At 74.4% G+C, this 24,811-nt stretch carries 20 protein-coding genes and 1 riboswitch; of the genes, 6 read left to right on the forward strand and 14 right to left on the reverse strand.

Translation table 11 applies throughout. The annotated features are described in order from the left end of the window. Positions 1-3: 3 nt before the first annotated feature. Both IE308_RS04390 and IE308_RS04395 read left to right on the forward strand, forming a co-directional pair. Positions 4-198, forward strand: coding sequence for an antitoxin (locus IE308_RS04390; protein WP_110633767.1), 195 nt, complete (start codon positions 4-6; stop codon positions 196-198). A gap of 269 nt (positions 199-467) precedes the next feature. After that, positions 468-1,562, forward strand: a complete 1,095-nt coding sequence (locus IE308_RS04395; RefSeq protein WP_110633762.1) for a mechanosensitive ion channel family protein — start codon at positions 468-470, stop codon at positions 1,560-1,562. Between the two features lie 3 nt (positions 1,563-1,565). Here IE308_RS04395 and IE308_RS04400 read toward each other — a convergent pair whose 3' ends face one another. Further along, positions 1,566-3,119, reverse strand: coding sequence for a M1 family metallopeptidase (locus IE308_RS04400; protein ID WP_190216648.1), 1,554 nt, complete (start codon positions 3,117-3,119; stop codon positions 1,566-1,568). A 211-nt stretch (positions 3,120-3,330) separates the two neighbouring features. Between IE308_RS04400 and IE308_RS04405 the strand changes: the two genes are divergently transcribed. From IE308_RS04405 to IE308_RS04415, 3 genes are all read left to right on the forward strand, one after another. Beyond that, positions 3,331-5,553, forward strand: coding sequence for an NADP-dependent isocitrate dehydrogenase (locus IE308_RS04405; RefSeq protein WP_190216649.1), 2,223 nt, complete (start codon positions 3,331-3,333; stop codon positions 5,551-5,553). Between the two features lie 219 nt (positions 5,554-5,772). Beyond that, the gene (locus tag IE308_RS04410; protein WP_190216650.1) at positions 5,773-6,570 is read left to right on the forward strand and encodes an N-formylglutamate amidohydrolase; all 798 of its coding nucleotides are present in this window, start codon (positions 5,773-5,775) and stop codon (positions 6,568-6,570) included. A gap of 72 nt (positions 6,571-6,642) precedes the next feature. Continuing rightward, the gene (locus tag IE308_RS04415) at positions 6,643-7,860 is read left to right on the forward strand and encodes a cytochrome P450 (protein WP_190216651.1); all 1,218 of its coding nucleotides are present in this window, start codon (positions 6,643-6,645) and stop codon (positions 7,858-7,860) included. A gap of 19 nt (positions 7,861-7,879) precedes the next feature. On the opposite strand, the gene IE308_RS04420 is transcribed toward IE308_RS04415, so the two are convergent. The 3 genes from IE308_RS04420 to IE308_RS04430 form a co-directional block, all read right to left on the reverse strand. After that, positions 7,880-8,371 carry a hypothetical protein gene (locus IE308_RS04420; RefSeq protein ID WP_110637310.1) on the reverse strand — a complete coding sequence of 164 codons (492 nt, stop codon included), beginning with the start codon at positions 8,369-8,371 and terminating at the stop codon, positions 7,880-7,882. 5 nt (positions 8,372-8,376) lie between these two features. Continuing rightward, a complete protein-coding gene (locus IE308_RS04425; RefSeq protein ID WP_229908700.1) occupies positions 8,377-8,952 on the reverse strand; it encodes an RNA polymerase sigma factor in 576 nt (191 codons plus the stop codon). 62 nt (positions 8,953-9,014) lie between these two features. Further along, the gene (locus tag IE308_RS04430; RefSeq protein ID WP_190216652.1) at positions 9,015-10,445 is read right to left on the reverse strand and encodes a S8/S53 family peptidase; all 1,431 of its coding nucleotides are present in this window, start codon (positions 10,443-10,445) and stop codon (positions 9,015-9,017) included. Positions 10,446-10,595: 150 nt separating this feature from the next. Between IE308_RS04430 and IE308_RS04435 the strand changes: the two genes are divergently transcribed. Further along, positions 10,596-13,160, forward strand: a complete 2,565-nt coding sequence (locus IE308_RS04435; RefSeq protein WP_190217364.1) for a CHAT domain-containing protein — start codon at positions 10,596-10,598, stop codon at positions 13,158-13,160. 25 nt (positions 13,161-13,185) lie between these two features. Here IE308_RS04435 and IE308_RS04440 read toward each other — a convergent pair whose 3' ends face one another. The 10 genes from IE308_RS04440 to IE308_RS04480 all read right to left on the reverse strand — a co-directional run bounded on the left by IE308_RS04440 (position 13,186) and on the right by IE308_RS04480 (position 24,802). Then, entirely contained in the window at positions 13,186-15,144 is a 1,959-nt protein-coding gene (locus tag IE308_RS04440; RefSeq protein ID WP_190216653.1) for a LuxR family transcriptional regulator AbsR2, read from the reverse strand. Between the two features lie 372 nt (positions 15,145-15,516). Continuing rightward, a complete protein-coding gene (locus tag IE308_RS04445) occupies positions 15,517-15,963 on the reverse strand; it encodes a GNAT family N-acetyltransferase (protein ID WP_110633740.1) in 447 nt (148 codons plus the stop codon). 71 nt (positions 15,964-16,034) lie between these two features. Continuing rightward, on the reverse strand, positions 16,035-16,928 hold the full coding sequence (locus IE308_RS04450; protein WP_190216654.1) for an LPXTG cell wall anchor domain-containing protein: 894 nt from the start codon (positions 16,926-16,928) through the stop codon (positions 16,035-16,037). Positions 16,929-17,003: 75 nt separating this feature from the next. Beyond that, on the reverse strand, positions 17,004-18,374 hold the full coding sequence (locus tag IE308_RS04455; protein WP_190216655.1) for an NtaA/DmoA family FMN-dependent monooxygenase: 1,371 nt from the start codon (positions 18,372-18,374) through the stop codon (positions 17,004-17,006). 21 nt (positions 18,375-18,395) lie between these two features. Further along, positions 18,396-19,601: an LLM class flavin-dependent oxidoreductase gene (locus IE308_RS04460; protein WP_190216656.1), complete on the reverse strand. Its 1,206-nt coding sequence runs from the start codon at positions 19,599-19,601 to the stop codon at positions 18,396-18,398. 50 nt (positions 19,602-19,651) lie between these two features. Beyond that, complete coding sequence (locus IE308_RS04465) at positions 19,652-20,671, reverse strand: transporter substrate-binding domain-containing protein (RefSeq protein WP_190216657.1); 1,020 nt, start codon at positions 20,669-20,671, stop codon at positions 19,652-19,654. Positions 20,672-20,766: 95 nt separating this feature from the next. Next, the gene (locus IE308_RS04470; RefSeq protein WP_190216658.1) at positions 20,767-21,747 is read right to left on the reverse strand and encodes an amino acid ABC transporter permease; all 981 of its coding nucleotides are present in this window, start codon (positions 21,745-21,747) and stop codon (positions 20,767-20,769) included. 323 nt (positions 21,748-22,070) lie between these two features. Continuing rightward, a riboswitch (SAM riboswitch) is annotated at positions 22,071-22,179 on the reverse strand. A 39-nt stretch (positions 22,180-22,218) separates the two neighbouring features. Beyond that, the gene (locus tag IE308_RS04475) at positions 22,219-23,166 is read right to left on the reverse strand and encodes a glutathione S-transferase C-terminal domain-containing protein (RefSeq protein WP_190216659.1); all 948 of its coding nucleotides are present in this window, start codon (positions 23,164-23,166) and stop codon (positions 22,219-22,221) included. 247 nt (positions 23,167-23,413) lie between these two features. Next, complete coding sequence (locus IE308_RS37410; RefSeq protein ID WP_343234099.1) at positions 23,414-23,572, reverse strand: putative leader peptide; 159 nt, start codon at positions 23,570-23,572, stop codon at positions 23,414-23,416. 156 nt (positions 23,573-23,728) lie between these two features. Continuing rightward, positions 23,729-24,802 (reverse strand): LLM class flavin-dependent oxidoreductase, encoded by a 1,074-nt coding sequence (locus IE308_RS04480; RefSeq protein WP_190216660.1) that lies wholly within the window; start codon positions 24,800-24,802, stop codon positions 23,729-23,731. Positions 24,803-24,811 lie beyond the last annotated feature (9 nt).

A 24,811-nucleotide genomic window follows, 5' to 3' on the forward strand; every position in this document is an offset into this window, starting at 1 on the left:
CCCATGGGCATGATGGACAAGCTCAAGCAGATGCTGAAGGGCCACCCCGACCAGGCCGGCAAGGCCGTCGACAAGGGCGGCGACTACATCGACCAGCGCACCCAGGGCAAGTACAGCGGCCACGTCGACACCGCCCAGGACCGGCTGAAGGACCAGTTCGGCCGGGGGGACCAGGGCCCGGGCGAGCCGCGGCAGTAGCCGGACACCGGCTCCTGGGCCCGCCCCGCGGACGTCATCCGCGGGGCGGGCCCGTGTCCGCCGTGCGGACGTGGCCGGTTGCCGTCGGCACCCGTTGCGAACTGGTGTTCCGGATACGGCAGGATGGGCCGGCGCGCCGTTCCATGACGCCTCGTCGGATCCGGCGCGGTCGCACATCCCGGACATCGAGCAGGTGACAACGTGACGAGAATTCCCATCCGGCCGGTGGCGGCCCCGCGTGCCGCGGTTCGTCTTCCCGGAGGTGGCCGGTGACCCGCGCGCTGACCCTGGACGACTGGATCCTGGCCGGGATCGCCCTGGCGGCGGGCCTGTTCGCGGCGTTCCTGTCGCGGGCGGTGCTGCGCTGGCTGGCCAAGCACGCCAAGCGCACCCGGTGGAGCGGCGACGACGTCATCGTGGACGCGCTGCGGAGCGTGGTGCCGTGGGCGGCGATCGCGGGCGGTGCCGCGGCCGCGGCGGCGGTGCTGCCGCTGACCCGGACCGTGCAGCGGCACACCAACCAGGCGCTGACGGTGCTGCTGATCGTCGTGGTGACGTTCTCGGCGGCCCGGGTGATCGCGGGGCTGGTGCGCAGTGTCACCCAGTCCCGCTCGGGTGTCGCCGGTTCGGCCACCATCTTCGTCAACATCACCCGGGTGCTGGTGCTGGCGATCGGCTTCCTGGTGGTGCTGCAGACGCTGGGCATCTCCATAGCGCCGCTGCTCACCGCCCTGGGCGTGGGCGGTCTGGCGGTCGCGCTGGCGCTGCAGGACACGCTCGCGAACCTGTTCGCCGGCGTCCACATCCTCGCCTCGAAGACGGTCCAGCCGGGTGACTACATCCGGCTGAGCAGCGGCGAGGAGGGCTACGTCGAGGACATCAACTGGCGGCAGACCACGGTGCGGGCGCTGTCGAACAACCTGATCGTCATCCCGAACGGGCAGCTGGCCAAGGCGAACATGACCAACTTCATGCGCCCGGAGCAGCAGTTGACCATCCTCGTGCAGGTGGGGGTGGCCTACGACAGCGACCTGGAGCACGTGGAGCGCGTGACCACGGAGGTCGTCGCCGAGGTGATGACCGAGATCACCGGCGCGGTGCCGGACCACGAGCCGGCGGTGCGCTTCCACACGTTCGGCGACACGCGGATCGGGTTCACGGTGATCCTCGGGGTCGGCGAGTTCAGCGACCAGTACCGGATCAAGCACGAGTTCATCAAGCGGCTGCACCGCCGTTTCCGGCAGGAGGGCATCCGCATCCCGGCGCCCGCCCGGGACGTCACGCTGCGGCAGGGCGGCCTGTCCATCCCGCAGCAGCGCGCCGCCGGGGAGGCGGGCGACGTCTCCGCCGCCCGCCTCGACTGACCGTTACAGCGTGGCGGAGTTGTCGTGCCGGTCGCCGTCCCGCCGGCTGTGCGGGGCGGCGAACGACGGACTGACCGGCGTCACCGTCCAGTCGGGGTGGCCGGGCATCCGCGGCGTCTTCGTGCCGTACAGCCACTCCCGCAGGAAGCCGGAGACGTCCTCGCCGGAGACCTCGCAGGCGACGGCGATGTAGTCCTCGGTGGAGGCGACGGCGTTGCGGTACCGGGCGAGGAAGGCGCGCTCGACGGCGTCGAACGCGCTCTGCCCGATGCGCTGGCGCAGCGCGTACAGCACGAGGACGCCGCCCACGTAGCGCTGGGCGTCGAAGAGGTTCGCCGCGTTCGGCGCCGCGACCGGGCCGGAGGTCTGCCGCCACTGGTCGCCGAGCGCGTAGGTGTACTTCATGCGCGCTTCGAGCGTGGTCAGGCCGAGGGAGTCGGGCCAGCCGCGCTCGTAGCGGTAGAGCAGCCCGTAGTAGTCGGCGTGACCCTCGTTGAGCCAGAGGTCGGCCCAGGTGGCGGGGCTGACGCTGTTGCCGAAGTAGGAGTGGACCAGCTCGTGCATCATGTGCGAGCCGATCTTCTTCTCCTCCTGGAGGAGGAAGTTCGGCTTGTACAGGGTGAGGGTCTGCGTCTCCAGGCCGGTGAAGTCGAACGCGGCGGCGTCGTCGTTGTTGCAGGGCAGCAGCCCGTACGTCTCGAAGGGGAAGGCGCCGAGCCGGGCCTCCAGCCAGGCGACGAGGCCGGGGGTGAGCGCGAGGGCGGGCTCCAGGGCCTCGGCGCGGGCCACAGGGACGACGTCCCTGAGCGGCAGCCCGTGCGGGCCCTGCCGTTCCTTGATCACGTAGTCGCCGACGGTGATCTGCACGAGTTCGGTGGCGATGGGCGAGTCGGACCGGTAGCGGTAGGCGGTCCGGTCGCCCGGCAGGACCTCGGTCCCGGTGAGTCGGCCGCTGGCGACGGCCCGCAGACCGCTGGGCACGGTGAGGCGGAAGGTGAAGTCCGCCTTGTCCGAGGGGTGGTCGTTGCAGGGGAAGACGGTGTGCGCCGAGTTCGGCTGCGGGCACACCGCGAAGCCGTCGGGGGTGGGCACCCAGGCGGTGTGCGGCAGCGTGCGGCGGGGGTCGGCGCCGTACTCGACGCAGACGGTGACGTTCGCCTTCCCGGGCAGCGTACGGGCGGGGGTGACCCGCAGCTTCTCCCCGGCCTGCTCGAAGGCGGCGGGGCGGCCCGCGACGCGCACCGCGCGTATGTCCAGGCCGAGGGCGTCGAGGGAGAACCGGGTCAGCGCCCGGGTGGTGCGGATCCTGAGGGTGGCCTCGGCGTCGACGAGCCGGGTGGTGGCGTCGTAGGCGAGGTCGAGGTGGTAGGCGGCGACGCGGTAGCCATCGTTGCCGAGGTCCGGGTAGACGGTGTCGCCGAGGGTCTCCGGGCCGGGTCCGGCGTCCTGCCCGGTGGCGCGGGCGGGGGCGGCGTGGGCCTGGGGTGCCAGGGTCAGTGCGGCTGCCGTGGCGGTCAGTGCGGCCATCGGGGCCGTCACTCGGGTGCGATATCTCATGGTCCGCTTTCGCTCGGGCGGCCGGGTGGTCAGGTCCGGCCGTCGCTGGATGAGACGACGATCACCCTGCATGACCGCAAGATCCGCCCGTTCGGTTGCACCCGGGGCGGCTCGATCCGGTCCGGATCGTGGCCGGGCCCCTGTCGAGCCCGGCCCGATCACGAGATATCTTGATGTCGAGCAATGTTGCAGACGTGGAGCGGAGCACCCGGTGACTGACTCGACCATCATCTATACGCACACTGACGAGGCCCCGGCCCTGGCGACGTATTCCTTCCTGCCGGTGGTCCAGGCGTACGCCTCGCAGGCGGGTGTCGCTGTGGAGACCCGCGACATCTCGCTGGCCGGGCGCATCATCGCCGTCTTCCCGGAGTACCTGACCGAGGACCAGCGCATCCCGGACGCGCTGAGCGAGCTGGGCGAGCTGGCCAAGACGCCCGCCGCCAACATCATCAAGCTGCCGAACATCTCGGCGTCCATCCCGCAGCTGAAGGCCGCGATCGCCGAGCTGCAGGGCCAGGGCTACGCGCTGCCGAACTACCCGGACGACCCCAAGACCGACGAGGAGCGGGAGATCAAGGCCCGCTACGACAAGGTCAAGGGCTCCGCCGTCAACCCGGTCCTGCGCGAGGGCAACTCCGACCGCCGCGCCCCCGCCTCGGTGAAGAACTACGCCAAGACCCACCCGCACCGCATGGGCGCCTGGACCTCCGAGTCCAAGACCAACGTGGCGACCATGGGCGAGAACGATTTCCGCTCCACCGAGAAGTCCGTCGTCGTCGAGCAGGACGGCTCGCTGAGGATCGAGCTGGTCGCCGAGGACGGCACCACCACCGTGCTGCGCGAGTCGGTACCCGTCCTCGCCGGTGAGGTCGTCGACGCCTCCGTGATGCGCGTCGCGAAGCTGCGCGAGTTCCTCGCCGCGCAGGTCGCCCGCGCCAAGCAGGAGGGCGTCCTGTTCTCCGTGCACCTCAAGGCCACGATGATGAAGGTCTCCGACCCGATCATCTTCGGTCACGTGGTGCGCGCGTTCTTCCCGAAGACGTTCGCGAAGTACGGCGAGGTCCTCGCCGGTGCCGGCCTGTCCCCGAACGACGGTCTGGGCGGCATCCTCAAGGGCCTGGAGACCCTGCCGCACTTCGGCGAGGAGATCAAGGCGTCCTTCGAGGCCGAGCTGGCCGAGGGCCCCGAGCTGGCCATGGTCGACTCCGACAAGGGCATCACCAACCTGCACGTCCCGTCCGACGTCATCGTCGACGCCTCCATGCCGGCCATGATCCGCACCTCCGGCCACATGTGGGGCCCGGACGGCCAGGAGCACGACACCCTCGCGGTCCTGCCGGACTCCTCCTACGCGGGCGTCTACCAGGCCGTCATCGACGACTGCCGGGTCAACGGCGCCTACGACCCCGCCACCATGGGCTCGGTGCCGAACGTCGGCCTGATGGCGCAGAAGGCCGAGGAGTACGGCTCCCACGACAAGACCTTCGAGATCCCGGCCGCGGGCACGGTCCGCCTGGTCGACCAGTCCGGCGCCGTCCTGATCGAGCAGCCGGTCGCCGAGGGCGACATCTTCCGCGCCTGCCAGACCAAGGACGCCCCGATCCGCGACTGGGTCAAGCTGGCCGTCACCCGCGCCCGCGCCACCGGCGACCCGGCCGTGTTCTGGCTGGACGAGACCCGCGCGCACGACGCCAACCTGATCGCCAAGGTCCGGCAGTACCTGCCGGAGCACGACACCGAGGGCCTGGACATCCGGATCCTCAACCCGGTCGAGGCGACCAAGCTGTCGGTGGAGCGCATCCGCCGCGGCGAGAACACCATCTCCGTCACCGGCAACGTCCTGCGTGACTACCTGACCGACCTGTTCCCCATCCTGGAGCTGGGCACCAGCGCCAAGATGCTGTCGGTCGTCCCGCTGATGGCGGGCGGCGGCCTGTTCGAGACGGGCGCCGGCGGCTCCGCGCCGAAGCACGTCCAGCAGCTGGTCAAGGAGAACTACCTGCGCTGGGACTCCCTCGGTGAGTTCTTCGCCCTGGTGCCGTCGCTGGAGCACTACGCCACGGCCACCGGCAACACCCGCGCGAAGGTCCTCGCCGACACCCTCGACCGCGCCACGGCGACCTTCCTCAACGAGGACAAGTCCCCGACCCGTCGCGTCGGCGGCATCGACAACCGCGGCAGCCACTTCTACCTGTCCCTGTACTGGGCGCAGGAGCTGGCCCGGCAGAGCGACGACGCCGAGCTGGCCAAGGCCTTCGAGCCGCTGGCGGAGACGCTCGCCGCGAACGAGCAGAAGATCGTCGACGAGCTGAACGCCGTCCAGGGCAAGCCGGTCGACATCGGCGGCTACTACCAGCCCGACCCGGCCAAGGCCGCCGCGGTCATGCGCCCGTCGGCCACCTGGAACGAGGCCCTCGCCTCGCTGAGCTGACCCCGGAAGGCCCCCACCGGTAGCCCCGCCTGAATACACCCACACAGGCAGGGCCCCACCGAAAGGCCTCTTCTCCGCCCCGGCCGCGCACCGCCCGGCCGGGGCGGAGCCGTCTCCGCGCGAGGGCGGACCGTCACCTCTCCCGGGTGGCTGCCGGCTCCTCCCCGTGCTCATCCACCACGCCCTGACAACGCCGCCTCGACACCCCGGAGCCGCCCCGTGCCGACCGCCGCCCCCTCCGCCGCGCTGCTGCCCGGCGCCGCCGACTCCCCGGTGCTGCTCCATGTCCCGCACTCCGCGCGGGAGATACCGGCCGAGGTACGCGCGGACATCGTGCTCGACGACGCCGCGCTGGAGCGGGAGCTGGACCACATCACCGACGCCCACACCGCCGGGATCGCCGCGCGGGCCGCCGGCGCGGCCGGCCGGACGCCGTGGCGGTTCGTCAACCGGCTCTCCCGGCTGGTCGTCGACCCGGAGCGGTTCCCGGACGAGCGGGAGGAGATGGCTGCCGCCGGCATGGGAGCCGTGTACACACGGACCACGCACCGCGAGGCGCTGCGGCCGGCGGGCTTCGACCCGGAGCCGCTGCTGGCCCGCTACTTCCGGCCGTACGCGCGGGCGATGACCGAGGCGGTCGCGGAGCGGCTGGCGGCCACCGGCCGGGCCGTCATCATCGACGTGCACTCCTATCCGGCCCGCGCGCTGCCCTACGAGCTGCACGGCACGGGCCCGCGCCCGCCCGTGTGCCTGGGCACGGACCCCTTCCACACCCCGCCCGGGCTGCTCGCCGCGGCGCGGGAGGCGTTCGCCGACTGCGGGGAGACCGGCCTGGACAGCCCGTTCGCCGGCACCTACGTACCGCTCGACTTCTACGGCACCGACCCGCGGGTGACCGCCCTGATGGTGGAGATCCGCCGGGACACCTACATGACCGAGCCGGGCGGCCCGGCCGGCCCCGGCCTGGACCGGCTCGCCGCGGCCCTGACGCGGCTGGTGGACGCCGTACCGCTGTGACCCGGGGCCACGGCCCCTCCCCTGGAGCACTCCCGCGCGACAGCCGGGGCCGGGGCCGGTGAGGGTGGGGGCATGACCGAGGAGACCACCACCACGTTCACCGGCCAGGCGCCGCCGCCCGTGCGCGACTGGCCCGTCCCCGACCTGGACGGGACGGTGTTCGACCCGGTCCTCGCCGAGCTGATGCGTGAGGGGCCGCTGACGCGGATCCGGCTGCCGTACGGCGAGGGGTGGGCGTGGCTGGCCACCCGGCACGAGGACGTCCGCCTGATCACCAACGACCCGAGGTTCGGCCGGGCCGGGGTGACGACACGTCAGGTGACGCGGACGGCACCGCACTTCGAGCCCCGGCGCGGTTCGCTCGCCTGGGCCGACCCGCCCGACCACGACCGGCTGCGCAAGCCGGTCGCGGGCGCGTTCACGGTCGCCGCGATGAAACGGATGCGGCCCCGGGCCCGGCGGATGCTCGACGCGCTCGTCGACGGTGTCGTCGCGGACGGGCCGCCCGCCGATCTCGTCGAGCGGGTCCTTGAGCCGTTCCCGGTCGCCGTGGTCAGCGAGGTCATGGGGGTGCCGGCCGCCGACCGGGAGCAGGTGCACGCCTGGACCCGGCAGATCCTCTCCACCTCCGGCGGCGCCGAGGCCGCCGAGCGGGGCCTGGACGGCTGGATCAGGGACACCGTGCGCGCCCGCGCGGCCGGTACCGGCGACGACGTGTATTCCCTGCTGGGTGCAGCCGTGGCCCGCGGCGAGATCGGCGAGGAGGAGGCGGTCGGCCTCGCGGGCCCACTGCAGACCGGCGGCGAGGCCGTCACCCACATCTGCGGGCAGCTGCTGTACCTGCTCCTCACCCGGCCCGAGCTGATGGAGCGGGCCCTGGACGCCGAGCGGCGCGTGCCGCTCCTGGACGAGCTGCTGCGCCACATCCCGCACCGCAGCGGCGTCGGCCCCGCCCGTATCGCCCTGGAGGACGTCGACCTGCACGGCGTCCGCATCGCCGAGGGCGAGCCGGTGTACGTCTCCTACCTGGCCGCCAACCGCGACCCGGACGTCTTCCCGGACCCGGACCGCATCGACCCCGACCGTGAGCCGAACCCGCATCTGGCGTTCGGCAACGGGCCGCACTTCTGCACCGGCGCGGTGCTGGCCCGGCTCCAGACGGAGCTGCTCGTCGACACGCTGCTGCGGCGGCTGGCGGGCCTGCGCCTCGCGGTCCCCGCCGAGGAAGTCCGCTGGCGGCGCAGGACGATGATCCGGGGGCCGCAGGCCCTGCCGTGCCGGTGGGACTGAGCGTCAGCCGGGGTTCCGGTCAGGCCCGCAGCCACTCCGTGACGACCACCTCGCCGCCGGTGCGCAGCCGCAGCGCGAATGGGCCGGCGGGCGGCGCGTCGGAGGTGAAGCGGCCCAGCGCGTCCGCGGTGAGGGACGCCCCGGCCTGCGGGCCGCTGAGCACCTCGATCCGGGCCTGCCGCGGCGGCAGCAGCTGCCCGAGCAGTCCCTCCTCGGTCACCTCCACGTCGACGGTCAGCTCCCCCGCGCGGAAGGTCAGCATCCGTGGCACGTCGACGGCTCCCCTGACCGGGAGGGCGTCGACGAGGGAGTCGAAGGCCAGCTCGGCGATCCGTGCGTCGAGGTCGTGCAACGCGTAAGCCTCGACGGCGAGTTCGCGCAGTTCGGCCGGGACCGGGTCCAGAACCGCGGCCGCCCCGCGCAACTCCTCCTCCACCCGGTCGCAGTCGGGGGCGTCGTCGCCCGCGCTGCCCTCCCACGGCTCGTCGTGGTCGTCGTGTTCGTCGGTCATGCCGTTCACAGTGCTCCCCGTTTGTCGAGTCGGGCCCGCAGCCGGCGCAGGCAGCGCTGGCGCAGCGGGCCGATGCTGCCGACGGCGATGCCGAGGGCCGCGGACACCTCCTGGTAGCTGGGCGGCGGCGAGGCGATCAGGACCCGCAGCAACTGGCGGCAGCGGTCCCCGAGTTCCTCGAACTCCTGCCACAGCCGCCGGACGCGTTCGCTCTCCGCCGCCGCCTCCTCCGCGTCCAGCAGCGACTGCTCCGGGGTGCCGTCCTCGCTCACCCGGTCCAGCAGCTGAGGATCGTCGGTCAGGGTCAGCCGCCGCAGGCTCTTGATCACTTTCAGGGACTCGTGCCGCGCGGTGGTGGCCAGCCACGAGCCCGCCTTCTGCGGTTCCTGGATGCGCCCCAGGTGCTGGGCGAAGCGGAACCACACGGTCTGGTACACCTCGTGGGCGTCGGCGTCGGAGAGCCGGTGGGCCCGCACCACGGACCACACCAGCGGACTCAGCCCCTCCACCAGTGCCTTCCAGGCCGCCCCGTCGCCGTCGACGGCGGACTGGACGAGCGCGCCGACATCTGCACGGTCCACGGCTGTCCCACCCCTCGTGTACGACCTGTCATCGTACGCCGTGGAGCAGGGCGCCCCGCCCGTCACGCGGAGCCGGCCGGGGCGGTGACGGGCACCGGACGCCAGGTGGGCGGCCGCAGCGCCGGCACCCGCGCCCCCCGCACCTCGGCGGAGTCGGTGGTGGCGGCGAGGAGTTGCCGCCGGGCCGCCCGGGGGTCGGTCTCCTTGTGGGCACTCATGTGGGCGGCGATCAGGCCGGCGACGACGGGCGTGGCGAAGGAGGTGCCGCTCCACTGGGCGAACCCCTCGAACATCACCTGGTCCGGCTTGCCCGTCGGTCCGTCCTCGCTGAGCAGACCGGTGTGGCGCGGGGAGCAGCAGGTGCAGGAGTAGGCGAAGCCGTACCGGCAGGCGTCGTAGGTGGAGTGCTGGTAGACGTACGGCACGGGCGTCTCGAAGCCGGTGAGGGCGCTGGTGAGGCGCTCGCCGGGGGCCCAGGCCTTCACCCAGGGGCCGTGGTTGGAGAAGCAGGCGCCCGCCTCGCCGTCGCCGCGCAGCGCGCCGACGGACAGCACCGAGTCCTCGAAGCCGGGCAGGTCGGCGTAGGCGGCGGGCCAGAAGGGGTTGGCGCTGCCGTTGTTGCCGGCGGCGGCGACGAGCAGGGTGCGCTGCTCGCGCAGTGCCCGCATGAACGCGTCGATGCCGAGGAGGCCGTCGGTGCGGCCGTTGGAGGTGCCGGCGGACAGGCTGATGATGTCGGGCCAGCCGGCGTCGTCGACCGCGTCGAACAGCGCCTCGCCGAAGTCTGATTCGAGGATCGCGCCGGCGTCGTTGAGGGTGTTGCGGACGGTGATGGCGGTGTGCGGGGCGACGGCCGCGACGAGCCCGGCGATGAACGTGCCGTGTCCGACGTACTGGTGGAGGACGCCGTTCTCGTCGGTCTCCGCGAGCTGCGGGTCGCCCTGGGTGCGGGCGAGCGGCGGGTAGGCGCGGTAGTCGTGGACGAGCCCGTTGTCGATGACGAGCACGCCCGGGGCGGTCTCCGGGTCGTACGGCGCCTCGGCCACCGCCGGGTTGGCGCCCGAGGCGAGCGGCGCGGGCACGGGTTCGTCGCCGGGGCAGGCGTTGACCGCGATGTGCACGACGTGGTTGCGGCTGACCAGGCGCCGCCCGGTGCGCCCCTCCGCCTCGCGCAGCGCGTGCAGCGCCCCGGCGACGGCGTGGTCGGCGCGGTGGTCGCCGTGACCGGGGTCGCCGACCTGGATGCGGGTGATGCCGGAGCGGTTGGTCCGCGGGCCCGCGCGCCGCACATGGTCGGCGACGAGTCCGTCGGTGGCGTCGAAGTGGCCGCGCACGGTGTCCTCGACGAGGCGGGCCTCCTCCCCGTCCCGGGCGAGGACGACGCCCTTCTCGTAGATGAACTCGGCGGAGTCGTCCGGTCCCATCGCCAGGGGGACGCCGGGCAGCGCCCGCTGGATCTTGCCGAACTGCTCGTGGAATCGCTGGGGTGCCATGGCGTGTCCTCCCACAGAGGCGGTGGTCGTCAGTCAGAGCCGCGGTGCGGCTGTTTGATACAAGAGCCCGCCCGGTGTGACGCGGTTGCACGGGCCACTACCATCCGTGGGGTGAGAGCGGGCAACGACGCGGTTCTCGAACTGCTGCCGATGGTGTTCGCCGCCCCGGGCGACGCGCTGGCGCGGGCGGAGGCGCTGCTCGCCGCCGGTCCGCCGCCGCTGCACGCCTCCGTCGCCCATCAGGTGATCGGCATCTGGCAGCGGGACTGGGGCGATCTGCGGATCGCCCTGCACCATCTGCGGCGGGCCCGGGACCTCGCCGCGCGTGCCGACTCCGCCGAGCGGGAGGGCGATGTGCTCGGCACGCTCGGCGTGGCACTGGTGCACGCCGGGCGCACCCGGCAGGGCCTGGCCGCGTTCGAGCGGGGCGTGGTCCGTACGACGGGTCACACCCGGGCGCGGGTGCTGTTCCGGCGGGCGTACGCCTGGTGGGTGCTGGGGCATCACCGGGAGGCACTGGAGGACGTACGCCGGGCGATCCCGGTGCTGCGGCAGGAGAACGACGTCATCTGGACGGCGCGGGCGCTGACCCTGCGCGCCACCGTGCATCTGGCGCTGGGCGCGGTGGACCGGGCCGACGCCGACTTCACGGCGGCGGAGGCGCTGTGGGACACCACGGGCCAGGAGCACGACAAGGCCGACGCGGTGGAGAGCCGGGGGCTGGCCGCGTTCCGCTCCGGTGACATCCCGGCGGCGCTGCGGCTGCTCGCCGAGGCGGAGCAGCGCTACGCGCGGCTGGGGACGCCGACCTTCATGCTGGACATCCGGCGCTGCGAGGTGCTGATGGCGGCCGGGCTCGCGCCGGAGGCGCTGGCCGAGGCGGACGCGGCGATCGGGGAGCTGGACGGGATCGGCGGGCAGTCCACCCGCAAGGCGGAGCTGCTGCTGACGGCGGCGCGGGCGGCCCGGCTGGCGGGCGACCCGCACACCGCGACCGCCCGCGCGGCCGTCGCCGTACGGCTGTTCGCGGCGCAGCGGCGCACCTGGTGGGAGACGCACGCGCGGCTGGTGCTGATCGAGGCGCGGCACGCCGCCGGGCGCGCCTCGGGGCGGCTGGTCGCGGACGCGGCGGCGGTCGCGGGGAAGCTGGCCGCCTCCGGGGCGCCGGCCGCGCCGGAGGCGTGGCTGCTGGCCGGGCGGATCGCGCTGGACCTGGGCCGGACGGCGGACGCGGAGCGGCATCTGGCGCGGGCGGCCCGCAGCCGGCGCAGCGGGCCGCCGCTGGCCCGGCTCACCGGGTGGGCGGCGCAGGCGCTGCGGGCCCGGGCGGCGGGGTCGAGCCGCGGGGTGCTGGAGGCGTGCCGGCGGGGCCTGGACGTCCTCGACGACCACCGGATGACGCTGGGCGCCTCCGAGTTGCGGGCGCGGGCCACCGCGCAGGGCGCGGAGCTGGCGGCGCTGGCGCAGCGGGCGAGCCTGGAGCACGGGGGGCCGCGGCGGCTGCTGGTGTGGAGCGAGCGCTGGCGGGCGACCGCGCTGAGCGCGCCGCCCACCCGGCCGCCGGCCGATCCGGAGCTGCTGGGCGACCTGACCGCCTTCCGGGAGATCGCGGCGCGTGCGGAGGAGGCGCGGAGCGAAGGCCGTCCGGTGCCGGCGCTGGAGCGCGAACAGCGCCGCCTGGAGCGGGAGATCCGCGCCCGCACCCTGCACTTGCGGGGCGACGCGCCCGGCGGCGGGGACCGGTTCGACGCGGCCCGGCTGCTGGCCCGGCTCGGGGAGACCCGGCTGGTCGAACTGGCCGTGGTGGACGGCCGGGTGCACGTCCTGCTGTGCGGGCAGGGGCGGGTACGGCGGTTCACGGCGGGGCTGCTCGCGGAGGCGGAGGCCGAGGCGGAGCATGTGCAGGCGGGGCTGCGGCGGCTCGCCCACCCCGGCGCGGAGGCGCGGCTGCCGCTGGTGGAGGCGGCCGGGCGGCGCCTGGAGGAGCTGCTCCTCGGGGAGGCCGCCGGGCAGCTGGGCAGTGGCGCGCTGGTCGTCGTACCGCCCGGGCGGCTGCACCGGGTGCCGTGGGCGCTGCTGCCGTCGCTGCGGGAGCGGGTGGTGAGCGTGTCGCCGTCGGCGAGCAGCTGGCTGCGCGCCCGGGAGACCGAGCCGCCGCCGGGCGGCGGGCATGTGCTGGTGCGCGGGCCGGGGCTGGCGAGCGGCGGCGCGGAGGTGCCCGAACTGGCCGGGCACTACAGCGATCCGACGGTGCTGGACGAGGAGCACGCGCGCGTGCCGCGGGTGCTGCGGGAGCTGGACGGGGCGGCGCTCGCGCACATCGCCGCGCACGGCACGTTCCGCAACGACAGCCCGCTGTTCTCCGCGCTGCGGATGTCCGACGGCCCGCTCATCGTGCACGACTTCGAGCGCCTCGCGCGCAGCCCGTACCGGCTGATCCTGTCCTGCTGCGACACCGCCCGCTTCGCCTCGGTCGGCGCGGACGAGCTGCTCGGGCTGGTCACCGCGCTGCTGCCGCTGGGCACGGCGGGCGTGGTGGCGGCGAGCGCGCCGGTGAACGACGCGGCGGTGGTGCCGCTGATGCTCGCCCTGCACAAGGGCCTGGGCGCCGGGCTGTCCCTGGCCGAGGCGCTGCGCGACGCGCGGACCGCCCTGCCGGACGACGCGGTGCACCGGGCGACGGGCTGGGCGTTCACGGCGTTCGGCGCGGCGTGAGGCATTTCGGCGCGGCGTGAGGCTTTCACGCCCGGCCGCTGTCCGCGGTCTCCGTCAGCCACGGCAGGGCGCCGCGGTCGCCGCCCGTGCCGAGGCGGGTGTAGGCGCTGTACAGGTGGTTGCCGACGGTACGGACGGACAGGGTCAGGCGTTCGGCGATCTGACGGTTGGTCAGCCCGGCGGCGGCGAGGGTGACGATCTGCCGCTGCCGCGCGGTGAGTTCGCCGAGCACCAGCCCCGACAGCGCGGGGGTGCGCGCGCCCTGGCAGCGCCGCGCCAGCGCGACGGCCCGGGTCCGCGCGGTACGGGCGGCACCCGGATCCCGGTGGACGTGCGCGGCCTGGGCGTACGCCTCGGCGGCGAACAGCAGGAAACCCCGCTCGCGCAGCGCCTCGGCGGCCCGGTCCAGCGCGGGCCCGTCCCCGCGGGCGAGCGCGTCGGCGTGCGCGGCGAAGACACTCCCGCTCCGCAGCCGTCCGAGGGCCCGCTCGGGCCGCCCGAGCCGCACGGCGTCGTAGGGATCGTCCTCGCGCAGCGCGTCGAGCGCGGCGGCGAGGTCACCACGGGCGGCGGCGGTCCATACGGCGACGGTGCCGAGGGCCTGGTCCCGCCCGGGGGACGGGCGCGGGGGCGCGCCCTGCGAGGGACCTGGGCGCCGGGGCTCGGGGGCGCCCTGTGAACCGTCCGCGCTCGGCGTCCGCCCGGTCGGGTCCTCGGGCGCGGCCCTGGACATGGCGAGCGTGGCCTCCGGTACGGCACCCGACTGGGCCAGCGCCAAGGCGAGTTCCGTGCGGCAGGCCGGGTCGTGCGGGGCCTGGCGGGCCCAGGACGCGGCGTCGCGGAGTTCGCCGCGCAGGCGGGCGAACCGGGCCCGGGCGGCGGCGTACGCGGGCGGCACCGGCGCGCCCTCGGCCAGCAGCCACTCCCCCACCGGGGTCGGCAGGTTCCGTACGTCGTCCACGTCGACGCGCCGGGCCAGCGCGGCCGTCTCGGCCTTGACGGCGAGCGCCCGGTCCTCGGGGGCGGCGGCGAGGCGGCGGGCCCGCAGCCGGCCGACGGTGGCCCGCAGCACCGCCCCGTGCAGCGGGTGCGCGAGGCGTACGGCTCCGCAGGCGTCGGCCTCGATCAGGTCGTCGGCCTCCAGCCGCTCCAGGACGCCCGCGTCGAACAGGTCGGCGTCGAGCGGCGCCGGTTCGGCGAGGGCGAGCCGGTCGAGGGTCTCACGCTCCTGCGGGCACGCGCGGTCCAGGGCCGGGGCGGTGCGCTCGCGCAGGGCAGCGGTCACCGGTACCGGGCCGCGCCACGCGTGCGTGTCCGTGCCCGGGACGGCGGTGAGCCGGCCACCGGCCCGTACCGCCTCCAGCAGGTCGCGCAGGAGTCCGAGGTCGCCGCGGGCCAGCCCGTGCAGGCGGGTGACGGTGAGCGGGTCGAGGGGCGTGTCGCCGCTGCCGAGCAGCCGGGCCGTCTCCTCCTTCGGCAACGGCCGGAGCGCCAGGCGGGGCAGGAGGTCGCCGGTCCACAGCCGGGTGATCGCCTCGGGGGCACGGATGCCGTCCGTGACGAGGACGAGCAGCCGGGTCCGGCCGTGCACGGCGAGCTGGTGGACGAGGGCGGCAGAGGCGTCGTCCAGGAGATGGGCGTCGTCGACGACGAGCAGCCGTACGGCGGACAGCCGGTGCATGGCCTCGTGCAGGGTGGCGGTCTCGGGCAGCAGGGGGGCGAAGGCGGCGTAGCGGGTGCCCCGGGCGCCGGGCGTGCCGGTGACGGTGGTGTGCTCAGTGCCGCGGACGGCCTCGGCCGCCAGCCGGGTCCTGCCGCAGCCGGCCGGGCCGGTGACCACCAGCCCGGGACGGCCGGCGGCCAGGCAGCGACGGACGGCCTCCAGCTCGTCCTCCCGCCCGGTGAACGGCCAGGGCGCCGCGGGCGGCGTCACGCGGACCAGGGCCGGGGCGGCTCCGGGGCGGGGCTCGGCCGGGCGACCCATGTCCGAAGCGCGGTCCGGGTCCGGCGTTCCCCCCGAGCGGTCCGAAGGCCTCACGGTCGCGATAACAGTCGTCACACTCTTACGAGTCCGCCTGCTCATCCCTGATACAGGGCGACTTGAGCAGACCCCGACTCAGGCGCTCCCGCGCGGGTCACGGCAGCCTGGGCGCATGTCCGTTCGCCACTGCCCGCTGCCGCGGCAGTCGGCCGGCCCCGGCGCTCCCGCCCGGGCCGAGGCGAGACGGCCGTCATGTGCCGGTGAGCACACAGGGGCGGCCCGCCCGGGCACAGGGACCACAGTCCGGCACCGGGGGCGCGGCCGGGGAGAGTCGCCTTCGGGGGAGGGTGGCTCTCTCCGGTCCGCATGCCGCGGTCAGGGCTCCAGCGTCCGGGTGAACACGACGCGGGGGCGGCCCGGGCCGTCGTAGTCCTCCACCGTGCGCGCGGCGAAGCCGAGGCCGCGGTGGAAGGCGACCGAGCCGTGGTTGGTCACCGAGGTGATGGCCTTCAGGCGGACCGCGCCCTGTTGCCGGGCCCGCGCGGTGAACGCCTCGTACAGGCGGCGGCCCAGTCCGCTGCCGCGGGCGTCGTCGCGGGTGGCGATCAGGTGGACGTAGCCGGTGCCGTCGGGGGTGACGAAGCCGAAGAGGTAGCCGCGGATGCCGTCGGCCGCCCGCGCGACCAGGCACGTGGAGCCGAACTCCCGCACGATGACCGGCTGGTGGAGCGCGCGCAGGTCGCGGTCGCCCCAGTAGCGGGGGTGGTCGTCGAGGACCTGGTGGAGGTCGGCGACGGTGGCGGTGACGATGTCGCAGTCCATCGGCCGATGATCGCAGAGGACGTGCGGCCGGGGTGCGCCGGGCCCGGTCGGCGCGCCCCGGTGGCGTCCGGTCAGCGCCTGCGGCGGCGGGCCAGCAGCACCGCTCCCGCGCCGAGCAGGGCGAGGGCGCCGGCGGCCGCGGCGAGCGGGACGGTGGCGTCGGAGGTGCCGGTCCCGGCCATCTCGCCGCCGGTGCCAGGGGGCGGAACGGCCGGGGCGGACGGTGTGGGGGTCGTCGCGGACGAGGTGGGTGTGGGCGTGGGCGTCGCGGACGGTGTCGTCGTCGGAGTCCGGGTCGGCTTGGGGGCCGGTGTCGTGGTGGTCGGTGTGGCGCTCGGCGTCGGGCGCGGGGTGGTGGGCCGCGGGGTGGGACTCGTGGTGGCCGGACGCTCGATGCGGAAGGTGTCGTTGGCGGGGGCCACGCCCGTGCAGGGCACTTCCTTTCCGGTGTCGGGGAAGCGGTAGACGTCCGCGAAGGCGCCCGTCAGGGCGTACTCGGAGCCGCCGGGTGTCCTCGGCAGATTGCCCACGACGCGCACGCGGAGTTCGTAGGTGCGGGTCTCGCCGGACTTCAGCGGGGACGCGTCGATCCAGGCGGTCTCGTCCAGCTCCCGCCAGCCGCCGTCCGCGGTCCGCGTCTCGGTCTTGACGTAGTCCCGCATGTCGGGCGGGTCGGGCTCGCCGGTCTGCAGCCAGGGGTAGGCGCGGACGACGACCACGGGCAGGTCCCGCTCGCCGACGTTGGTCACCGAGGCCCTGGCGGGCTGCCAGTCCCCGCCCGCGACCAGCACGGGCGCCACGTCGACGGAGGCGGTCAGCTCGTCCTGCTCGTAGTCGCCGTAGGAGGTGGAGACGTCGGTGCAGGTGGGCAGGGCGCCGGGGTCCTCCGCCGCACTGGCTGCGGGTGGTCCGGCGAGCAGGGCGGCGGAGGCGGCGGCCGCGAGCACGGCCGGACGGTACTTCATCGACAGAGTCCTCACGGTGCGGCGGGATCGCCGGCACGTCATGTGCCGTACACCGTGAAGACCCTCCGCAACCCCCTAGGGTTGTACGGCGGTTACGGGGCTGCGGAGGCCGAGGTGGTCGCGCAGTGTGGTGCCCTCGTAGTCGGTGCGGAAGACGCCCTCCTCCTGGAGGAGCGGGACGACCTTGTCGGCGAACTCGTCGAGGCCGCCGGGGGTGAGGTGCGGGACGAGGATGAAGCCGTCGGAGGCGTCCGCCTGCACGTACTCGTTGAGGGTCTTGGCGATGGTGGACGGGGAGCCGACGAAGTTCTGCCGGTTTCCGGTGTGGATGACCAGGTCGCGGATGGACCAGTTGTTGGCCTCGGCCAGCTCCCGCCACTCGCGGGCGGTGGCCAGCGGGTCGCGGTACATGCGCACCTGGGCCCGGCCGCGGGCGAGGTGGTCGGAGTCGACGTCCGGGTCGATGTCGGGCAGCGGTCCGTCCGGGTCGTACGCCGACAGGTCCCGGTTCCACACGAACTCCAGGTGCCGCAGCGCGGTGGCGCCGCTGACCTGCCGGCGGCGGACCTCTCGGGCCAGTTCCTCGGCCTCGGCGTCGGTGTCGGCGAGGGCGAAGGTCGCGGCGGGCAGGATGAGCAGGTCCTCGGGGCGCCGGCCGTACTTGGGCAGGCGGGACTTCACGTCCCGGTAGAAGGCCTGGCCGGCCTCCAGCGTGCCGTGCCGGCTGAAGATCGCGTCGGCCTCGGCGGCGGCGAACTCGCGGCCCTCCTCGGAGTCCCCGGCCTGGAAGATCACGGGGCGGCCCTGCGGGGAGCGGGGCACGTTGAACCGGCCGTGGATGTCGAAGTGTTCGCCGTGGTGGGCGAAGGCGCCGGCTTCGGGGTCGCCCAGGAAGGTGCCGCCGGTCTGGTCGGCGACGATCTCGTCGCCGCGCCAGGAGTCGAACAGCTCGTGGGCGGTGGCGAGGAACTCCTTGGCGCGCGAGTAGCGCTCCTCCTGCGGCAGGAAGCCGCCGCGGCGGAAGTTCTCGCCGGTGAAGGCGTCCCAGGAGGTGACGACGTTCCAGGCGGAGCGTCCGCCGGAGAGGTGGTCGAGGGTGGCGAACTGGCGGGCGACCTCGTAGGGCTCGTTGAAGGTGGAGTTGATGGTGCCGGTCAGGCCGATCCGGTCGGTGACGGCGGCGAGCGCGGCGAGGACGGTGAAGGTGTCGGGGCGGCCGACGACGTCCAGGTCGTAGATGTGGCCGCCCTGTTCGCGCAGGCGGAGGCCTTCGGCGAGGAAGAGGAAGTCGAACTTGGCGCGTTCGGCGGTGCGCGCGAAGTGGACGAAGGAGCTGAACTCGATGTGGCTGCCGGCCCGCGGGTCGCTCCACACGGTGGTGTTGTTGACGCCGGGGAAGTGCGCGGCGAGGTGGATCTGCTTGGTCTGCTTCTGCGGCCTGGTCACGGTCGTGGGTTCCCTTCCGGCTCAGACGGCGTGTGCGTAGCGGTTGGCGGGGCGGGCGAGGCCGAGCAGCCCGCGCAGGGTGCCGGCCTCGTAGGCGCGGCGGAAGGCGCCGCGGCGCTGGAGTTCGGGGACGAGGCCGCGGGTGACGGCGGGCAGGTCGTGGCCGAGGACCGCCGGGCGCAGCCGGAAGCCGGTCAGCCCCGTCCCGCCGAACTCCTGGAGCAGGTCGGCCAGTTCGGAGGGGGTGCCGGTGAAGACGAGGGCGTCGCTGGTGTACGGCTCGCCCGCGAGGGTGTCCAGGCGTTCCTTGCGGGCGGCGGCCGCGCCGGGCTCCTCGTCGAGGAAGACGACCAGGTCGGCGAAGACGTGCAGCGGCTGGTCCGCGCGGCCGGCGGCCTCCTGCTCGGCGCGGATCTCCGCGAGGATCGCGCGGGCGTGGCCGGTGTCGTGCGGGGTGACGTAGCCGACGTCGGCCTGCCGGGCGACCAGCCGGTAGGGCACGGTGTCGTGGGCGAGGGCGGTGACGAGGGGCTGGCCCTGCGGGGGCCGGGGGGTGATGGAGGGGCCCTTGACGCTGAAGTGGCGTCCCTCGAAGTCGATGTAGTGCAGCTTGTCCCGGTCGATGAACCGGCCGGTGGCCACGTCGCGGATCTCGGCGTCGTCCTCCCAGCTGTCCCACAGCCGGCGCACCACCTCCACGTAGTCGGCGGCCTCGTCGAACAGTCCGGCGACGAAGTCCGCGGTGTCGGGGCTGTCGTAGGCGGTGATGCGGGGGACGGTGCGGCGGCCAAAGTGGGCGGCCTCGTTGGGGCGGGCGCTGATCTGGACGCGCAGCCCGGCCCGGCCCCCGCTGACGTAGTCGAGGGTGGCGATGGCCTTGGAGAGGTGGAACGGCTCGGTGTGGGTGGCGACGACGGTCGGCACCAGGCCGATGTGCCGGGTGAGCGGCGCGATCCGGGCGGCGGTGAGGACGGCGTCGAGCCGGCCGCGGACCTGGTCGGTGCGGTCGTCGGGGTCGAGGAAGTGGGAGGACTGCGGGCCGAGGCCGTCCTCGATGGTCACGAAGTCGAGCAGGCCATGTTCGGCCTCGGCGACCAGGTCGGCCCAGTACCCGGCGGTGAACAGCTCCCGGGGGCGGGCGACCGGCTCGCGCCAGGAGGCCGGGTGCCAGCCGGTGCCGTCCAGGGCGACGGCGAGGTGCAGCGGGGAAGCGGGGGTCGCGGTCATGCGGTGAGCGCCTTCCTGAAGTCCGGAGGTCCGGAAGTACCGTGCGGTGGTCAGGAGTTGTCGAGCGGCAGCCCGGGCGGGTTGACCTCGCTCTTGGGCAGGGCCTCGCCGGAGAGGTGCCACGCCTTGAGCCAGGCGGCGTACTGGCCGTTCGCGATCAGGTGGTTGATGGCGTCGGCGAGGGGCTGCGCGAGGCCGCTGCCCTTCTTGGCGGTGGCCGCGATCAGGCCCTGGAGGGTCTCGCCGGCGCCGGAGAACTGGCCCGCGATCCGGGTCGGGTGCGGGGTGCTCGCGGTCTGGGTGGCGTGGTAGGCGAGGTTGGGGTTGGGCCCGAAGTAGGCGTCGATCTTGCCGCTGCCGAGGGCGAGGTAGGTGCTGTTGGAGTCCTGGAAGTACTTGACGGTGAGCTTCTGGCCGTCCTGCTCCAGCTTCCGCTTCCACTCCAGCAGGATCCGCTCCTGGTTGGTGCCGGCGCCGACCGAGACGGTCTTGCCGGCGAGTACGCGGTAGTCGCCGTCGAAGGTCCAGGTGGCGCTCTTGGGCGTCTCGAAGGCGAGGTCGTCCTTGCGGTAGGAGGCGAACTCGTACTTCCGCTTGCGTTCCTCGGTGTCGGTGATGTTGGAGAAGCCGACGTCGACCTTGCCGCTGTCGATGCCGACGAAGAGGTTCTCCCAGGTGAAGCGTTTCACCTCGGGCTTGAGGCCGAGGACGGCGGCGACGAGCCGGGCCAGGTCGACCTCGGAGCCGGTGAGGGTCTTCTGGTCGCTGCCGGTGAAGCCGAGCGGCGGCGCGCCGGAGGGCAGAGTGCCGGAGCCGATGACGAGGGTGCCGCGCTGTCTCACGGCCTCGGGCAGCCGTGCGCTGATGGACTTGACCTCGGACACCTTGATGGGGGTCTCCTGCGCGGCGCCGTTGGAGAGCCGCCCCACGGTCACGGTCCCGGCGGTGTCGGTCGTGGTGGCGGCGTCACTCTCGCCGCCGCAGGCGGCCAGGGTGGTCGCGAGGACGGTGGCGGCGGTGGCCGCGGTGAGGCCGCGCAGCAGCCGGCGTCGGGTGAACAGGGAGGTCATGGCGGTTCCTCGGGCTCGTGCGAAGTGGCGGTGGGACGTGGGGGTGCGGCGGGGCGCGGAAGCGGAGCGGGCGGGTGGGGCAGGGGGTACGGCGGTCATACGGCGGTCTCGCGGCGGAGGCGTTCGCGCACGTCGGCGAGGCCGGTGCGCAGGCGCTGCAGCGGGGTCGGCGGGAGGGTGCGGGTCGCGCCGCGGGCGTAGTACCGCTCGACGTAGAACTGCGCGACGGAGACGACGGTGGTCAGGATCAGGTACCAGACGGTGACGACGAGCAGCAGCGGCACGATGTCGCCGGGGTAGGTGGAACCCATGGACTGGGCGGTGCCGAACAGGTCGAGCAGCGAGACGTAGAAGACCAGCGAGGTGGACTTGATCAGGCCGATGAGCTGGTTGACGTAGTTCGGCGTGATGGAGCGCAGGGCCTGCGGGAAGACGATCCGGCGGAACCGGTGGGCCCGGGGCAGGCCGAGGGCCGCGGCGGCCTCGTGCTGGCCCTGGTCGACGGAGAGGATGCCGCCGCGGACGACCTCGGCGGCGTAGGCGGCCTCGTTGAGGCTGAGACCGACGACGGCGACGGCCATGTCGGTGGCGAGCCTGGACTCGTCGAAGGTGAACAGGGCCGGCCCGAAGGGGACGCCGAGGCTGAGGGTCTTGTACAGGGCGCTGAAGTTGTACAGGAACAGCAGGACGACGATGAGCGGGACGGAGCGCAGCACCCAGACGTAGGTCCAGCTGACGGCCCGCAGCACGGGGCTTCCCGACAGCCGGGCGAGGGCGAGCAGGATGCCGCCGAGCAGGCCCAGCACCGCGCTCCAGGCGGTGACTTCGAGGGTGATCAGCAGGCCGTCGAGGATGGTGGGGCGCCAGAACCAGTAGCCGAAGCGGTCCCACTGGTAGAAGGGGTTGGTGGCCAGTCCGTGGACGAACTGGGCGAGCAGGACCAGGACGACGGCGGTGGCGATCCACCGTCCGGGGCGCCGTCGGGGCACGACTCGGTCCGCGGCGGCGGTTCTCGGTGACGGGTCGATGGCGGGGGCCGTGGCGAGGGACACGGCTCCGCCCGGGGATTCGCTCATGGCGGGCTCCGGCAGAGGGGGACGCCCCGGGGCCGTGCCGCAGGGGACGGCACCGCGCCCGCGCCGGAGGGGTCCGGGCGGGGCGGTGCACGGCGGGCGCGCACGGTACCGGGGGTGGTGGGCGGGCTACGGCACACCGCTCGGGCGGTGTGCGGGAAGGCGTGCGGGGCGGGAGCGGGTGAGGCTCAGCCCCGGCAGCGGGCGTGGCCCGGCGCGGTACACAGTGCGCTGTTCACGCGGAGAAGGTCGACGGCACGGTCGGCGACCAGGAGGTCAGCGGCTGCGTGCATGTCGTCACCGTCACCAGTTCCGGCCCGTCGTGGGCCTCGCGCTTACCGAACGTCATCCGGTCCGGTCGTCACCTGGGGCACCCCACCGCGGTGCGAGGGTTGCCGGTCAGCCAGCCAGGGCTTGTCACTGACACTCTTGACCGTTCTGGGCCGTCATTGAAGACGATCACCCGAAGGGGTGTCAACGGTCGTCCACTTGATGGGACGCGTACGCCTCCCAGTCCAGGATCCGTACGGCCGCGCCGGCCGCCTCCAGGCCCCGGCAGCGGGCGCGGTGGCGGCGGGCGATGCCGCCGAGGTCGAGGTGGCCGCCGAAGGCGGGGTGGGCGGTGAGCCGGCGGGCGTGCGCCCACAGGCGGGGGTGGTCGGCGATGCGCTGGACCGCGGCGGCGTCGAGGTGGTGGCTGTGGACGGTGTCGAGCTGCACCAGGCTCACCCACACCGCGATGTCGGCGGCGGTGAGCCGGCCGCCGAGCACATGCTCGCCGCCGCTCAGCCGGTGCTCCAACTCCCCCAAAGCGTCGAGGAGTTCACTGAGCGCCGCTTCCCGCTCGGCCCGCTCGGCGCCGGCCGCACCGGCGCGCTGCGCTGCCTCGTCGACGCCCTGGGCGCACAGCCGCTCCACGGCCTCGATGTCCTTCAGCGCGTCCTCGGGGTACAGGGCGGGCCGGCCGGGGCCGAACCAGCGGTCCAGGTCGCGCAGGATGTCGGGGGCGTGCGTGCTGACGATCCGGCCGAGCCAGTCGTCGCCGAGGACGGGCGCGAGGGCCGGTCCGGTGTACCGGTGGGCGCTCGCCTCGTACAGCGGGCGCAGGGCGCTGTGGCCGCCGTCCGGGCCGTCGGGGACGGCGGGCAGGAAGGTGGCCGGACAGACGTCGTCGAGGCCGAGCAGGCTGTGCGCGACGGCGAGGCGCAGTCCGCTGGGACACGCGATGGACAAGTAGAGCCGGTAGCGGCGGGGCACGGCGTAGTGCCCGCTGCGGGCGTCCCGGCCGATCCGGCCGCGGAAGGCGGGGGCCGGGCGGGAGGAGGACGGGGAGGCCGGGGCGGGGGCTGTCTGTGCGGCGGTCGGTCCGGCGGTCGGTGCGGGGGCTGTCTGTGCGGCGATCGGTGCGCTGGATGCGGACATGTCTCTCCCGGGAGCTGCGCGCACGGTTGGCGCGGCGGTGGCGGCGGCGGGGGGCAGGGGCCGATCTGCACCGGGTGCGGGGCATGGTCGGGTACGGGGCACGGTCGAGTGGGGCACGGTCGGTGGGTGTCCGGTCGAGCGCGTGCCCGGGCGAGCGGGAGACGGTCGGGTGCCGGGGCTGGGACGGCCGGGCGCAGGGGCCGCGACGGCCCCGCTCAAGGGGCTCGGCGCCCCGGACGCGGCCGGCTCAGCGCGCTCGGAGCGCCTGGCGCACCCGGCGCGAGGACCCCATCGCGCTGCACACCCGCTGCAGGTCGATGTGCCGACGGGACGTCAGAAGCGGTGTGCGAACGGGAAAGAGAGGCGTACGGCTCGGGCGGCCCTGCTCCGGCTCTGCACGCCTCATCTTTTTCCCTACCACTTCACTAGGATTCCCTTGGAGTGTCGATCCGCCCGCTGCCGCCGTCAAGAGGGCGTCCGCCTGCTGAGCCGGGCCGTCTCATGTTCGCCGGGGAAAGCCTCGCGGAGGACGCACGCGGGCGCGCGGCGGAGTCCCGCCCGCTCACCAGCCGCGGCGGACGTGCGCGGCACGCAGGCGCGCGACGAGGGCGCGGCGCAGCTCGCGGTCCTGGTCGGTCTCCAGCGGCATGTCGAGCTGCACGACGCTCACTCCGGCCGCGCGCAGCCAGCCGATGCGCGCCGCGACGGTCTCGGGCGAGCCGATGAACGCTCCGGCCAGCGAGCGCGCGATGTAGTCGGCGACCGGCCGGTGGCCGTCGGCCCGGCCGCGCTCGCGGTCCCGGTCGAGCTGTACGGCGTCCAGTCGCCGTCCGGCGTCCGGACCGGACGTCAGCCGCAGGGCGTCGGCCCGGATGCGGCGGGCGCGCTGCTCGGCCTCCTCGTCGGTGGGGGCGGTGACGGCGGTGACGTGACGCCAGATCCGCACGGTCCGGCCGTGGGCCGAGGCGGCGGCGCGGACCCGGGCGATCTGGCGGCGGGTGGCGCTGAGCGGCATCGGGGAGACCGCGTACACGTCGGCGTACCGTCCGGCCAGCGCCACGCCCTCCGGGGAGGAGCCGCCGAAGGAGATCAGCTCGGCGCGGGGCTCGGGGAACAGCCCCGCGCGGGCGCCGCGCACGGTGTAGAACTCGCCGTCGTGGTCAAAGTCCTGACGTGCCGTCAGGGTGCGGTGGAAGAGGTCCAGGTACTCCCCCGCGCGGCGGTAGCGGTCCGCCTTGCCGAGGGTGTCGCCGTCGCGGGCCACGTCGGCGTCGCTGGAGCCGACGATGACATGGGCGGCGGCCCGCCCGCCGGAGAGCCGGTCCAGCGTGGCCAGGGAGCGGGCCGCCACGGTGGGCGCGGTCGTGCCGGCGCGGTGGGCCACGGCGACACGGAGCCGGCTGGTGGCCGCCAGCGCCCAGGCGGCCACCAGCCAGGGGTCGGGCCAGGAACTCGACTGCACGACCAGGGCGCTGTCCAGGCCGTCCTCCTCGTTCTCCCGGGCGCTGCGGGCCACGAACGCCGGGTCGGCGTCGCGGTCGCGCGGGTCCGGGGCGAACCGCAGGGCGGTCCGCTCCTCGGGGGTGGCGCCGGGCACGGGGGCGGCGCGGACGCCGCCGCGTATGTCGAGCTCCATGGGGTGCCT

Source organism: Streptomyces griseosporeus (assembly GCF_014656055.1).
In the GTDB taxonomy this organism is placed as follows: Bacteria; Actinomycetota; Actinomycetes; order Streptomycetales; family Streptomycetaceae; genus Streptomyces; species Streptomyces griseosporeus.